The sequence below is a fragment of the Butyricimonas faecihominis genome, assembly GCF_033096445.1.
GTDB lineage: Bacteria > Bacteroidota > Bacteroidia > Bacteroidales > Marinifilaceae > Butyricimonas > Butyricimonas faecihominis.
The window spans coordinates 1198803-1213308 of sequence record NZ_AP028155.1 but is presented as its reverse complement, the minus strand read 5'-3'; the positions used below and the strand labels follow the sequence as shown (position 1 = coordinate 1213308).

General features: G+C 40.6%; 12 protein-coding genes and 3 pseudogenes. 14 read left to right on the top strand and 1 reads right to left on the bottom strand.

What is annotated here, in order from left to right:
• The first annotated feature begins 195 nt into the window (after nt 1–195).
• From R8806_RS05140 to R8806_RS05100, 9 genes and pseudogenes are all read left to right on the top strand, one after another.
• Nucleotides 196–510: a hypothetical protein gene (locus R8806_RS05140; RefSeq protein ID WP_124318139.1), complete on the top strand. Its 315-nt coding sequence runs from the start codon at nt 196–198 to the stop codon at nt 508–510.
• A 265-nt stretch (nt 511–775) separates the two neighbouring features.
• Nucleotides 776–1042 carry a hypothetical protein gene (locus R8806_RS05135; RefSeq protein ID WP_164720017.1) on the top strand — a complete coding sequence of 89 codons (267 nt, stop codon included), beginning with the start codon at nt 776–778 and terminating at the stop codon, nt 1040–1042.
• A gap of 72 nt (nt 1043–1114) precedes the next feature.
• Nucleotides 1115–1687 (top strand): ATP-binding protein, encoded by a 573-nt coding sequence (locus tag R8806_RS05130; protein ID WP_229037549.1) that lies wholly within the window; start codon nt 1115–1117, stop codon nt 1685–1687.
• Between the two features lie 30 nt (nt 1688–1717).
• Complete coding sequence (locus tag R8806_RS05125) at nt 1718–2110, top strand: hypothetical protein (protein ID WP_229037547.1); 393 nt, start codon at nt 1718–1720, stop codon at nt 2108–2110.
• A gap of 389 nt (nt 2111–2499) precedes the next feature.
• On the top strand, nt 2500–2895 hold the full coding sequence (locus R8806_RS05120) for a hypothetical protein (RefSeq protein ID WP_225979518.1): 396 nt from the start codon (nt 2500–2502) through the stop codon (nt 2893–2895).
• A 593-nt stretch (nt 2896–3488) separates the two neighbouring features.
• Nucleotides 3489–3575 (top strand): annotated as a pseudogene (locus tag R8806_RS05115) (metallophosphatase); the annotation flags it as partial.
• Between the two features lie 568 nt (nt 3576–4143).
• A complete protein-coding gene (locus R8806_RS05110; RefSeq protein ID WP_124318277.1) occupies nt 4144–5352 on the top strand; it encodes an AAA family ATPase in 1209 nt (402 codons plus the stop codon).
• Nucleotides 5353–5364: 12 nt separating this feature from the next.
• Nucleotides 5365–5943 carry an RloB family protein gene (locus R8806_RS05105; protein ID WP_070752636.1) on the top strand — a complete coding sequence of 193 codons (579 nt, stop codon included), beginning with the start codon at nt 5365–5367 and terminating at the stop codon, nt 5941–5943.
• 39 nt (nt 5944–5982) lie between these two features.
• On the top strand, nt 5983–6819 hold the full coding sequence (locus tag R8806_RS05100; RefSeq protein ID WP_183312845.1) for a hypothetical protein: 837 nt from the start codon (nt 5983–5985) through the stop codon (nt 6817–6819).
• A 61-nt stretch (nt 6820–6880) separates the two neighbouring features.
• On the opposite strand, the pseudogene R8806_RS05095 reads toward R8806_RS05100, so the two are convergent.
• Nucleotides 6881–7018, bottom strand: a pseudogene (locus R8806_RS05095) (IS4 family transposase); the annotation flags it as partial.
• Nucleotides 7019–7524: 506 nt separating this feature from the next.
• Here R8806_RS05095 and R8806_RS05090 point away from each other — a divergent pair.
• From R8806_RS05090 to R8806_RS05070, 5 genes and pseudogenes are all read left to right on the top strand, one after another.
• A pseudogene (locus R8806_RS05090) lies at nt 7525–7733 on the top strand (helix-turn-helix domain-containing protein).
• 24 nt (nt 7734–7757) lie between these two features.
• Nucleotides 7758–9212: a DUF3375 domain-containing protein gene (locus R8806_RS05085; RefSeq protein ID WP_007855930.1), complete on the top strand. Its 1455-nt coding sequence runs from the start codon at nt 7758–7760 to the stop codon at nt 9210–9212.
• Entirely contained in the window at nt 9209–9793 is a 585-nt protein-coding gene (locus R8806_RS05080) for a DUF4194 domain-containing protein (RefSeq protein ID WP_007855929.1), read from the top strand. The genes R8806_RS05085 and R8806_RS05080 overlap by 4 nt, the downstream gene beginning before the upstream one ends.
• A complete protein-coding gene (locus tag R8806_RS05075) occupies nt 9768–13163 on the top strand; it encodes an ATP-binding protein (RefSeq protein WP_124316931.1) in 3396 nt (1131 codons plus the stop codon). Before R8806_RS05080 ends, R8806_RS05075 begins: the two co-directional genes overlap by 26 nt.
• Nucleotides 13160–14314, top strand: coding sequence for a Wadjet anti-phage system protein JetD domain-containing protein (locus tag R8806_RS05070; RefSeq protein WP_007855926.1), 1155 nt, complete (start codon nt 13160–13162; stop codon nt 14312–14314). The genes R8806_RS05075 and R8806_RS05070 overlap by 4 nt, the downstream gene beginning before the upstream one ends.
• Nucleotides 14315–14506: the final 192 nt, after the last annotated feature.

Here is a 14506-nt window from a genome sequence, read left to right as displayed (position 1 = left end):
TCTCTTGTCTGCAAGGTCATAGCCTTGGGTTCACAGCCAAATCTCCACCTTCTGCTTCACAGAGGTCGTATTTAGCCGTGAAACCTTGCATAAGGAGTCATGACACCTTTTGAGACGACATAATTAAATCAAGCCCGAAAGTAGTAGATGCTACAAGAGGGAAAAACAAAAAAACAATCTTAAAATTTAAGCATTATAACATTCAGAAAATTTATGAAAGAAAACGGTAACGAAATAAAAACAATGTTTTGGGAAGATTTTTCGATAGCAGAGCGATTTGTCCTTTCAGCTATTCAGGACACGTTCAATCGTGCTTTCAAAGAGTGGAAAGAAGATTACGAATTTCTAACCGAACTGGTATTGGTGCTTAACTATAAGATATGGCAATACCACGAAAAAAGACCGGAGTTCGCGGAACTCTACAATACCCTTTGGGAACAGACCGACCAATATGCGATGGAGAATCTGAAAGATGAAGAGCTAAGTTATTTCTTTGATGTAACGGATTAAGCGTAGGAGTGTAGGGAACCGGCTTTGGTCGGGTTCTCATCCGTGCGGATCCCTTTTTATTAGCACGGATTTCCCTTGTTGGAGATTACGATTGCAGAATTACAGAAGCTACACGAAAGCGAAGAACATATAGAATTTAAAGAGGCAAAGCATAATTACCTGTTTGCCGGAGGAAAACACGTTGATCTGAAAGACAGGCGGCGGTGTGTATTGGGGTGTATTGCTGCCTTGGCGAATGAAAAGGGTGGACGATTGGTATTAAGGAATGGTAGATCATATGCCCCATGCGGTTGTTGGTTCGGATTTTGCAGAAAAAGAAGTGGGAGAACTCACAGATGAAATCTACGAAAGATTAGGAATAAGGATAGAAACTACCGAACTTTACGAAGACGGTAAGCGTGTGCTTGTACTATCTGTTCCATCTCGTCTCGTAGGTAGGTTGTTGAGATTTGAGGGCGTACCTCTTATGTGTACAGGGGAAAGCCTGCGGGCAATGTCCGATGCCGAGATTTTCAGGATATTGTCTGAATAGGAACCGGATTTTTCAGCCAAGATATGCGAGGGGCTTACTATAGAGGATTTGGATAAGGAGGCCATAGCAGAAATGAAAACCCAATATGCGCGAAAGCAGGAAAATCCGTTGTTTCAAAACTATCCCGACGAACAAGTGCTATCTGATTTGGATTTGTTGAAGGACGGGAAATTGAATTATGCGGCACTCATTTTGCTTGGGAAATCCGAAGCCATACGGAAATATCTCCCTCAGAACAATATCGTTGTAGGGTTCAGGATGTATCACTCGATGATACAATATACCGCTCGCAAAGAATTTCAGTTGCCGTTATTCATAGCGATTGACAAGGCATGGGATTACATCAACCAGCCTGCCAGCAATCCGCTTCTGCATTACAATGACGGCTCTTATATATTCGATATACCATCTTTCAACAAGGAGGCAATCAGAGAGGCGATATTGAATGCTTGCTGCCACCGCTCAATGTTGATTCAGAGCGATGTCGTCATCAAGCAGTATCCCGATAGTATAACCATTACCAATGCTGGTGGTTTTCTGTCCGGAGTGGATATGAACAACATTTTGACAGTGAACAGCGTTCCGCGCAGTAAGCTGATGAGCGAGATATTGCAGAAGACCGGATTGGTGGAGCGTTCCGGTTAGGGAGTGGAAAAAATGTTCTACAACTGCATTATGGAGGGGAAAGAGCTGCCTGACTATTCGGGAACAGACCCGTATCAGGTATGTCTCACATTCAAAGCTCCTATACTTGATAAGGCTTTTGTCATTTTCATCAGGAAGGTACAGGACAATAGACCTGCGGCCGAGCAACTGAATGTCTTTGAATTGCTGGCTTTGTACAAAATAGCAATGAGGGATTACGAGGGGCTCGAAGAAAAGACTTTAAAACTGTCGGAAGAAAACCTTGTCATTTACGAAAATGGCTCTTATCGTTTGTCCGAGGAATATCGGAATGAGTCTGCTGAGAGACTGAAAGGATTGAATATGAATCACCTCAAGTTGGTTTCAGACTGTTTTTATAAAAATGGTTATATAAATCGTTCTCTTCTCAAAAAGGTATTTTAAGACATGTTGTCCGAAAAACAAATTAGAGGCTTGATTTCAAAGATGGAAAATGCAGGGATTATACAGAAAGATGGTGCAGGCAAATATACCCGTTATGTAAAAGCACCGGATTTTCCATCGTTTGTCTAGGGCCGCAAGAATCAATTTTAGGGCCGTAAGATTTCAACTGTCTGTTTATCAGCTTATTTGATTAGGGCCGCAAAAGTCGATTTTACGTCCACAAAGATTTCCGACAATAGACTGAAAAATATGAAAAATCCTTGTAATAATTTGGTGATTATCGCAGGGATTTGATTTTTTAGCACTCCTAATCAAAAGATTTAGATAAGCGGAGCCTTATGATCTACTTTCCATACAATGAGGAAATGTGTAGTTATACTGATACATGGATGGGTGAACTATATGAAAACGAGTATCCATTGGTTTCTAAAGGGGTATGGTCAGGAATAATCAATTTGAAAACTCATAAACTTCTGAATTCGAAGCCCGAATATGGCAGTTTGTATTTGCAAGCCAAGGTATGTGATAGTGGGACCTATTTCTTACTTGACAAAGACAAAAAGACAATATGTAAAATTGCAGATTATGTTCCTAACGGTTTAATTCCAGAGGTAGATGGTTGTGGCGATTATATTCGTCTTAGAATCAATGAGGATGACATGATAAATTGGTTTGAAGAACCGGACTTTTCTGACTTTATGGAAGACTTTGAGGTTGTTGAGAAAATCGATGTGCACATTAAAGAAGAAATCTATACTGTATATCAAAGTCGAGTTCATTTATAACCAGCTTATGGCAAAATTGTTTCGATTGCCTAAATTCATACAGATGGAAATAGGAAAGGCGTTGATAGCAAATGCTTCGGAAGAATTTGAAAAGGAAGAGTAAGAACATCCTTCTTGAGTTACATAGTTTATAGTAATGAACCCTGCTAAATTATATCTTCACTGATATAATATCTATATTCATATAGACTCAGTTTCTTGTTCTGTCATGCGGTATATGAAGTTTATTTACTAATTTTGCACTGATTTTGAAATAACATAAAACTAACAATGCAGAGAATTTGGATGGGCATACTATCAATCACCACAATTTAGGGTAATAAACGCTCGGAATGTGTGTTGAATGTTCATGTCTCCGGTATTGAATCTCGTATTGTAAATACTTTCCAGCGAACATAATAAAGTACATTTTACTATACTTTGATCTAGAATAGAGACTGAATGGCTGGAGAGTCTTTAGCAAACTTTTCAACTATTTTGTTTTATACCCATTTATGGCAGTTACTTTTGTGATACTTCTCTGTCATTTCCGTTTGATGGGTGATTGATAACTTGATTATTAACGTGCAGTGATGCACATAAATTGAGAAGAAATAAATTATAAATTTGATGGCAGCAAGGTGTTCTTTACATCTGATACCCACTTTTATCACGGAAATAGACACTGTCTGGAATTTTGTGTAAATGGAAACAGGATTCACTTGTAAGTTCTCTTATATCTGGATTCTGTTTTCAAATATAAGCATAAATTGGTTCATAATTTGAATCCCGTATTTTCCATTTACACAAAATATTCTATAGTGCCGAATTATACAATTTATTAGTGCTTCTCGTATAGCATCATGAGCAGGTGTTTCTTCTTGTTGTATACCATCTTTTATCATAATAGGATGTGGTAAAACCTGTATCAATCTATTATATACTTTTATATAGAAATGATAGAGGTTTGCTTCCCATAGATACGGTGTGTCCACCTTACATTAGAATCTCTGTGGTGATTAGCATCAGCAAACATACGTCTTATTTCTGCTTCTGTACATAGATAGTTATCTTCATGGTTTCTTCTGTAGGTATACTTACCTTTTCCTTGTTGTGATCCAAGATTTTTAAATGATTGATATTGCCTAAGGTTATAAAAAAATAATAGAATAGGTATTAGTTTGTGATATTTGTAGAAATGATGCAAATAGATTAATCTTATTTGTGGATATGGATATTTAGTTATATATTTGTGGAAAAACAAATTGTATGATAGCAGAAATTAGATTTAAGAACATGTTCTCATTTAGAGACGAGGCTATATTAAGTTTTGAAGCTGATAGAAGTAAGGATATGGAATCATATCATGTTGTTGAATTGGGTGGCGGTGTGAGACTATTGAAAGTGGCTGTTATTTATGGAGCAAATGCTTCGGGTAAGAGTAATATTATTAAGGTTTGTGATTTTATCAAGTCATTCATTACTTATACTCCACTTAATAAGGCAGAACAAATTCAAGTAGTCCCGTTTCTCCTGAATAAAACAAGTTCAAAGCAGTTATCTGAATATTCGATTTCGTTCTATTTGAAGAATGAGGAGAAAGTTGTTTGTTATGTCTATTCAGTAGCTTTAGATAGATGGCACGTAGCAAAGGAAAGTTTAATTTATTATCCAAGTCAACAGCCTGCTACTATATTTGAAAGAAATACTGAGAATAACGTATCTGTTATTAAATTTGGACAGAAAATCAAGATGTCGCAAGCTGTCAAAGAGGAAATAACATTGAAGTGTTTGCATAATATGTCAGTTTTTGCTGCCTATATGCAGGTGAATACACATATTGTAGAACTAGAGACGGTTCTTCAGTATCTAACCAATCAGGTTATGCCGGCTATTGTACCTGCATCATCTTTAGGTCGTTATGCCGAAGAATCAATCAAGAATGAGTCAGCAAAAGATTATATTTTGAGATATCTGCAGGAAGCAGATTTTAATATTTCAAATATTACTTCCAAAGAACAGGAAACGCATAAGGGGCCGATTAATTATACTATGTATCAGCATAAAGTTTCATCTGATTATGGTAACAATGATTATTATGAGTTCTTGGAACTGTTTGAATCGGACGGCACTATTCGTACATTTGGCTTGGCTGCTCAAGTACAAAAGATTCTTGAAAAAGATGCTTTTCTCGCAGTTGACGAGATTGAATCTTCTCTTCATCCAAAATTGATAGAATACATCATTGAACGTTTTCTAAAAGAATCAGAACAGGCACAGTTGTTGCTCACAACGCATTATGATGGACTGTTAGGAGAGGAAGATTTGCTTAGAAAAGATAATGTTTGGTTTACTGAAAAGAATCTGGATGGTTCAAGTGTACTGTATCCTCTGACAGACTTCAAGGGATTGAATAGGATCAGTTCTTTCCAAAAGGCATATAAGTTCGGTAAATTCGGTGCAGTTCCTAATCTATAATCGTGTATTTTTATGAGAAAAGCAAGAAAAAATACAGCGACCAGACAGATTATTCATATCGTCGGTGAGGGTTTGACTGAATTATTCTATTTCAGTCATTTGAAAAAAATACTTGGTTATAGATACTCTATTTCTCCTCGTTTATTTGAAAACAATAGTATTGAGAAAATAGAAAAGAAAATAAAGGAACTTCTGGATGAAGATGTCTTTGTAATATGTGTTTTTGATGCTGATGTTAGCAGGCGTTCTGATGCAGAGAATAAAAAAATGGTATCGCTCAAAAAGAAATATGAAAATAATGCTAATGTGATTCTTTGTGATAGCTTACAGTCAATAGAATATTGGTTTTTACTACATTTTGAAGATACATGTCGACATTTCCAAGATTCAGCAGCAACAGAAAGAGCATTAAAGCAATATCTGCCAACATATGATAAAACTCGGAAATACCTTGAGAAGGATAAATGGGTTAAAGAAATACTTGCAGGCTCAAAAATGGATAAAGCATGTGAACTGGCCGAAAAATATAAAGGTAGAGATTCTTATAGTGAGATTTATAAGGCGATTAAAAAAGTTAGTGAATCGTTGTAATAAATATGAATTGATGAAAAAAAAGATTTATATGTTGTTTTGGGAATCATAATTAGTGGAATTGCTATTGCATTTATCATTAATACGTTGTTGGCATATGGTAATGTTATTAAAACAAATCTTTCAAATGACTCGTGGTTAAATTTTGGGGGAAGTTATAGTAGTGGAATTTTTGCTGTTGTAGTAGGTTATCTTGCTATTATTTATAGTAATAGAAATAGTGAGAAAGCTATTCTACAACAAGAAAAACTGTTAATTCGTCAACAAAATATTAAAAAGTTGGATGATTATAATAACTGTCTAAAAAATAATTTGGCTTTACTTAATATAGTAGATGTTATGGGAATTACTGTTGGTCTTGACCATCAGAATATATCATTATCTAAATCAGAAATATGTCAAATGAAAGGTCGAATCTATGCACCAGATTTGCAGTATAGATATGTGTTTGAAGTTGATGTACAACGCCAGAAAACAAATTTAGAAAAGACTTATGAAGAATGCTGGATTAAAGCACGTATTGGACTATCGGATTTATTGGATCAAGAACTCTCTTTTATAGAACGTGTTAATCAAAACAGATATGATATTCAAATAAAAGAGAATAATATGCATCGAAAAAATATCTTATTGGAATTAAGTAAACAAGCGGTAGATATAGAAAAGAGAAAGTTATTTCTGCAAGAGATTAAGGATGTTAACATGGAACTGGAACGATTAGATAAAAAAATTATTTCATACTATGATGATGTTGATAAGATGACCACTTCGATTAAAGATTTTTCGCTTGAATTAAATAGTACTATAAAGGTCTTATTTGATATTTCTTTATTGCTTATTAAAGAGAAAGAGGCTCAATTTAAATTAGAAAAATAAGGGTTTGGTATATATGTTTTAAGTTTTAGGATCACTAGTGTCCCATTAAAATTGGTCCGAATTAAAATTTAAATGAACTTGGCCTATTTGGTCCGAATCGTTCTTTGTCATTTTGAAATTTAGTTTTATCAAAGAGGTCTCTCAGATGAGTTTTATCTGTCAATGAGATATTCAATATTTGTAGTACTTCGTATGTACTTTACTAGTCTACATACTAAATAAGGCACGCTATATTTATATTTCTGCAATCCTATATGATAAGAACCGGTAAGTTTGACTTTTGTACGATATCGGAAGTGGTAAGGTTTATGAAGAAGTTTTCCTAATGCTGGCGTTTCCTCCTAATCAAATATGTCTATACAGATTTTTCGGTAGTTGAGGAAGGCTTGCTGTTAAACACATAATAAATAAAGCTTGTAAATAGAGAAGGCTGAAGAATGAAGTCATAGAATTTAGCGCATGATCTTTTCTTTTTATCACTGAACTTATCGTTTTTCAGTAATATTTTGTAATTTTGCCACACAATTGAGAAACATATAAAATATGGTAACTATATATTGCCTTAAAGTGTGAATCCTTGTTAAACGGTAGGATATAGAAAATATAAACCTTCTATAAATCGTATAATCGTGTATAGAGGATTTTGCTGTAAGATAGTATATAGTCACCTAATATTTTGCCCTAAATAATATGTAATGCATAGTCATGGATAAGGACATAAATCGCATCAAAGGAATGTTGGCAGAGAAGAAGCGCACAAACAAGTGGCTTGTAGAACAATTACCTTAGATCCTGCTACAGTATTAAAATGGTGCACGAATGCAGCATAATCCAGCCTCGAGACTCTATTTCAGATAGCAAAGGTGCTAGAAGTAGGGGAAGAAGAGGTGCTCGTTTATCCTTCAAAGATGTGACAATAACATATAAGAAATATACTGATGGATATGCAAGTAGAAGAAATAACACAAATATTACGAGAGTCACCAAGCGTACGACTCATAAAATCAAGAAGTGTGGATTTCTTCTTGTCTTTTGTCATTGAGGCGTTTGAGGGACAGTCGGCTATAATGCAGGAACGCTTGCACATGCTACTGGAGAACCGACTGGATGAGCAGGAAAATGCGTTGGTGGAGGATAATCTTGAAATGACAAGACTAGGGGAGTCGAACGAACAGAAAGCAAAACGACTCATCAAAGACTGGACAGACAAGGGATTCTTGACCAACTATCAGAACGAAGAGGGAGAGGTGATATACGAGATTTCGTCGCACACAAGCAAACTGATGGATTGGGTGGTGAGCTTGAAAAAAGAGGATTACATCGGTACGGAATCGAAGTTCAAGACGCTGTTTGCCCAACTGAAGGAATTGGTGGAATACTCGAACGAGGACCGCGAGAAGCGACTGGAACTGCTCCGAGCCAAAAAAATGGAGATAGAGCATCAGATTCAGCGACTGGAGATGGGCGAAGAGGTCGAGGTGTATGAGGACTACCAGATAGAACCACGATACAATAGCTTGAATAAACTGGCTAAGGAGCTGCTTAGCGATTTCAAGGAGGTGGATGACAACTTCAAGGGGATTATCAAAGAGATATATGAGCGCCAGACAGACAATGCGGAGAAGAAAGTATTGCTGAACTACATCTTTGATGCGTATGGCGAACTGAAACAATCGCAACAAGGCAAGAGTTTCTATGCATTCTGGGAATTCCTGCTCTCGGCCGATCTGCAGAAAGAATGGGACGAGTTGACTGGTGCACTCTATGAAACACTGGAGAATAGAGGCATTGATGCGCATGACATGTTTCTCAGGGAAATGAAAAAGCATCTGTTTGACGCAGGCGAGAAGGTGGCGAAAACCAACGATCGCATGAGCGAGAAACTGAGTCGCATCATTCGCCAGAACGGACAGATGAATGCAGAGGTGACAAAGCAGGTGATTAATGATATAAAGAAACTGCTCATCGAAGCCACCAAACAGAAAGAGAAACCAGAAGCTTCGCTTGAATATGAAACTATCGATATCAATCTGCCAGTCGAGCGCCCTCTGACTCTGGCTCCTATAAAAGAGACTGTGTATAAGGATAAGCCTGATATGGCTGAACTGAGTCTGGACGACTTGGAGCGCATAGGCAAACTCTACAATCCGTATCACATCGATCGTCTGGTGCTGAGAGACCGCATTAACAAGGTGCTGTACGACAGACAGCAGACGACACTAGCAGAGGTGATAGAACGGAACGAGGGTGTGGAGAAAGGTCTGTCGGAAGTGTTTGGATACATTGGCGTGCTGAAGGAATATAAGACTGTGGTAAACGAAGAGCGCCAGCAATATATTGTTTTTGCAGAAAACAAAACGATATCAATTCCCGAAATCATAATAACACGATGAACGCAACAAATATACAACCATACAGCAGGGCTGTGGTGAAACTTCTGAAAGGCATCGTAGAGAAAGACGATGTAGTGTGGAATGATGTACTCGACTACCAGAGCGAGATACTGGACTATATCAGCGTGATGGGGCTGGAACTCATCGTGAAAAAGGATGAGGGTTTTGCCTTTGTCAAGCAACTGAAATTGGACGATGACAAAACGTTGAACATGACGTCGAGAAGGTTGTATGGTTTTGAGGTGTCGGTGATACTCATCGTGTTGAGGCAGATACTCGAAGACTTCGACAGCAATCCAACAGAGTCGCAGGCTTCGTATAAGTATGTAACCGCCACTGAAATAAAGGAAGAGGCGGAACTGTTCCTGCCCACCACCTTCAATCGTGCCAAGTTTGAGAAAGACCTTGACCGCTATATCGACAGCATCGTCAGCTTTGGTTTCCTTGTGGAAGCAAAGCATGCTGAGGGCGAGAAACGCTATAAAATACATCGCATCATCAAGGAGAAGGTGACACTGGACGATCTATTGGAATTCAAAAACAAACTGAACGACTATGATGCAGCAGATGAATCTCTTTAATACCAGTCCAGAAGTGGCAGGCTTCAAGCTTGACTATTTGGAAGTGTGGAACTGGGGTACATTCGACCAAAAGGTGTACTGCATGAATACGCAGGGCAATAACTCGCTGCTGACCGGTGCCAACGCATCGGGCAAGAGTACGCTGGTAGATGCTCTGCTCACGCTGCTAGTGCCACTGAAGCGCCAACGATTCTACAACCAATCATCGGGTGTGGAGAAGAAGGGCAACCGTACAGAGGAGTCGTACTTCTTTGGCAACTATGGCAATCAGCAGCAGGAGGGTGCAGCGAGCACTACCACGCTTAGATTGCGAGACAAAGGGGCACGTTCGGTACTTCTTGCATCGTTCTGCAATGTGGACAAACGTGTGGTGACGCTGTTTCAGGTGCGCTACTACACTGGCGAGGAACTGAAGGTGTTGTTTGGTATAGCTCGCGAACCGCTGACTATAAAGCGCGACTTTTCGGAGTTTGACCTGCATGGCGACTGGCGCAAGCGACTGACGAAGAAATACAATACGAATGACACAAGACGCAAGATAGAGTTTTTTGACGGCCCGGTTGCGTATGGCGAGAAGATGATAGCCCTCTTCGGAATGCGTTCGGACAAGGCGCTTACACTCTTCAATCAGATAGTGGGCGTGAAAGTGTTGGACGATCTAGACAGTTTCATCCGTACGAATATGCTCGAGGAAGTGCCGGCTGAGGAAAAGTACCAGGAACTAAAGGACAACTTCCAAAATCTGATGGAGGCGAAAACCAATATCGATAAGGTGAAGGAGCAGATTGCCCAACTGGAACCTATCAATACATTGGCAAAGGAACTGATGGCGATAGACACGCGCATAGCTGAATTGGAGCAAGAGAAGAGTGTGGTGGCCTATTGGTTTGCTGCGCGAACGGTGGATTTGTGCAACGAGGAGTTGGTGCGCTGCAAGAGCAACTTGAGAAAACTGGAAGATGAGTTGAAGGCGTTAAAGGTGAAGAAGAGTGAGCTGGAACAAGAGCAGACGTGCTTGTCGGTGGCTATTGAGAAGGACGAGGTGGGTCAGCAGATACGTGAGATTGAGAAGGAAATCAATCAGAAGGTGAAGATGCGTGATAACCGCAAGGCCAAAGCCGAAGAATACGATAAGCTGGCAAAGACGGTGGAGCTGACACAAAGTCCTGATGCAGAGGTATTCGATGCCAATCGTGCGACCGCCAAACACGAGAAAGATGCTCTGCAGGTAAAGATTGACAGGCAACTCATGGAAGAGAAGCGTCAGGCACAAAACCGTCAGGATGAAATCAACTGCACGATATCAGAGCGAGTGGATACTATACGCTATCTGCAGCAGCATAAGAACAATATCTCTGGTCGTGTGGCTGAGATTCGTGATGAGATACTGGAGGCTGTTGGTGCAACCGCCGAAGAGATTCCATTCATCGGTGAACTGATACGTGTGAAGGATATTGAGTGCGATTGGGAGTATGCCATCGAGCGTATTCTGCACAATTTTGCCTTGAGATTGGTGGTGCCAGAGAAGTATTACAAGCAGGTGAATGAGTATGTGAATGGTCATAATCTGCGAGGACGCATCGTGTATCAGCGATACGAGGGCACAGAGCCTCTTCGTGAGTTTGAGGATAGGACATTGAAGGTGGATTCGTTGCTCCGTAAGGTTGAATACAAGTCAAAGTGCTTGTATTTGGATTGGCTTGAGGATAGGTTATTTGCTGAGTTCAACTATAGTTGTGTTGATTCGCTTGCGGACTTCAACTATCTGCAAGAGAAAGCAGTAACGAAAGAGGGACTGATAAAAGCGAGAGGTGGTAAGCATGAGAAAGACGACCGACCAGAGACACGAGGCAAGGAACACTATGTGTTGGGCTGGGACAATAAGGAGAAGATTGCCATGCTACAGGCGGAAGTACGCCAGTTGCAGCAGGATGAAAAGGAGGTGGCAACCAAAGTCCGTCGTATAGAGGCAGATACAAAGAATGCTCAGGAGAAGCGAGAAACCTACTCGAAGCTGTTTGATAAATACGATAAATTTGATGATATCGACTGGTGGTCGTGTGCACTCGTCATTCAGCAAAAGGAAGAACAGAAGCGACAACTGGAGGAGACCAATGATAAGGTGAAGATGTTGCAGGGGCAATTGGAGAGGGTGAGAAAGGAACTTGGTGCACTTGAGGAGAAGTTTAATGAAGCTATCGGTAACAAAGCATTATTGGAAAATCGTGAGAATATACTCAAGAAACAGAGCAATGATTGTGCTTTGGCTTTGGCTCAAATAGGCGTTGTTGATACCGATGCTTTTGAGTCGCAACACACAGATTTACTGAATGTGGCATTGGTGGGTTTGGACAAAATGCGTGACACGTTACAGAGTGACATCAATTCCGCTTTGCGGAAACAACGTGAGACGAAGGGTAGCAAGAGTGGCGATTTGAAGAACCTGATTTATCGCTTCAAGAATCCCATTGAGGAAATTACCGCGAAGTATCGCGATTGGCGTTCGGACGTGAACCGTTTGCCCGAAGCCGTGGAGTTTGTGGGCGAATATCAGACCTATTACCAACGATTGCTGGACGAAGATCTGCCTGGGTTTGAATCGCGCTTCAACAAGTATTTACAGGAGAATATCATCAACAAGGTCAGTGCATTCAATATGTTCTTCCAGAACTGGCGCCAGTCTATCACCAAGACCATCGACCAATTGAATTCGTATCTTGTGGGCATCGATTTCAAGGATGCTCCAAAGACGTATATCCAGTTGGTCGCAGCCAAACGATTGAACGTGGATTTGAAGGAGTTCCAAGACCTTCTGAGTAGTGCAATCCCGAACATCCATGAGATGAATTCGACAATCGATGGCAGCAGGATTCATTTTGAACAGCATATCGAACCGCTGATGTCTCGTTTACAAGACGAATCATGGCGAAAGTTGGTGATGGATGTGCGTGGATGGTACACATATAAGGCGGAGGAGTTTTATCAAGACGATGATCAGAAGCGTAACACCTACGAGGCTATGGGACAGCTGTCAGGTGGCGAGAAGGCGCAATTGACATATACCATCCTGGGGTCAGCTATCGCTTATCAGTTTGGCTTGACTAAGAACGGACTCGACTCTTCGTTCCGCTTCATTGCCATAGATGAGGCTTTTCGCGCACAGGACGAGGACAAGGCTCGCTATCTGATTTCGCTCTGCAAACAGCTCCACCTGCAGTTGCTCGTGGTGACTCCGAGTGACAACATCCACATCGTGGAGAACGATATTTCGTATGTGCATTATGTGGAGCGCAAGGGCGACCGTTCTGTACTCTATAATATGCCTATCAGTGAGTTTAAGGCAGAACGTGAAAGGAGTATGGAGGTATGATAACGGCAGCAGAAATACGTAAGAAGACGGAACGCAAGTATGTGGATTATTTGCGTTCAGTGGTCGCTGGCTCTGAGTTTGAACCAATTGTGATTCCTTGCGATAAGAAAGCGAGCGCATCGATGGATGAGTATCAGCACGAACTGACGGACATCCGTTCGCAATCGAAAGAGGTGAAGGGCTTTGGTTACACGATTGAGTGGAAAACAGTGAAAACGAAAGCATTGGGCGAACAGGATCTGCCTGAGCGTGTGTTGTTCAGGAGTGCATCGGACGTTGAGCGCTTCTTGCTGAAGGGTGGTGAAGTGTCACAGTTTCGCAAGGATGTGGCGATGTTGTTTAATGAGTTTCCGCAGCTTCGTCCATGGGTGGAACGCTATCCACTTAAGGTGATTGAGAATGCTTCCTCTTGGCCTGATTTGTTGAAAGTTTTGCGCTATTTTGTGGCGAATCCTTGTCCAGAGTTGTACATTCGTGAATTGCCTATTGAGGTGCACACCAAGTTCATTGAGCGCAATAAGGGAGTGCTTCGTGAGTTGCTGGATATTGTCATTGTAGAGCATGTCTGTTCGGATGAGAAGGAGTTCGAAAAGCGCTTTGGATTGCGATACGATGAGCCATGGGTGCGCATTCGTGTGTTGGAAGCATCGATTGCGAGTGAATACTTTTCTGGTGTAGACGATCTGACGATGCCTCAGAGTCAGTTCTGTGCGTTATCGTTGCCTGTGCAGAAGGTGTTTGTGGTGGAGAATAAAGTCAACTTCCTGACTTTTCCCAAGTTGGCAGGAAGTCTGCTGATTTGGGGGCATGGATTCACCGTTGGCATCCTCAAGTCTGTTCCATTCATGCGGCACGCTTCCCTATACTATTGGGGCGACATTGATGTACAGGGCTTCGAAATTCTCTCGCAGTTCCGCAGTTATTTTCCCCAGACGCAAAGCCTTCTGATGGATCGCGCTACCTTTGACACCTATTTTGAAGGCGACAAAGGCACTCCAAGCAATGTATCAAAGCCTCTCCATCTTACCCCTGCGGAAGCCACACTGTATAATCATATCAAGTCTCACAACCTACGTCTAGAGCAAGAGAAAATTCCGCAAAAATGTATTGAAAATATATTCAATAGTTCGTTAAAAATTAGCCAAGTCTAAGTGGTTCTGCGGTAAATAAAAGTAGTTCTTTGAAAATTTTGTCAATTAATGTCGTGTCTGCTTGAATGGCGAACACGCCGTTCAAGCATATTGGCATTGTGTGTTACCGACTTGCATGAAGAAACCGAATATTTGATTTTCATTCTTTTGCAAGTGCCCTTGGCGAGATTGATTGCAGTAAGCGAAACGTTG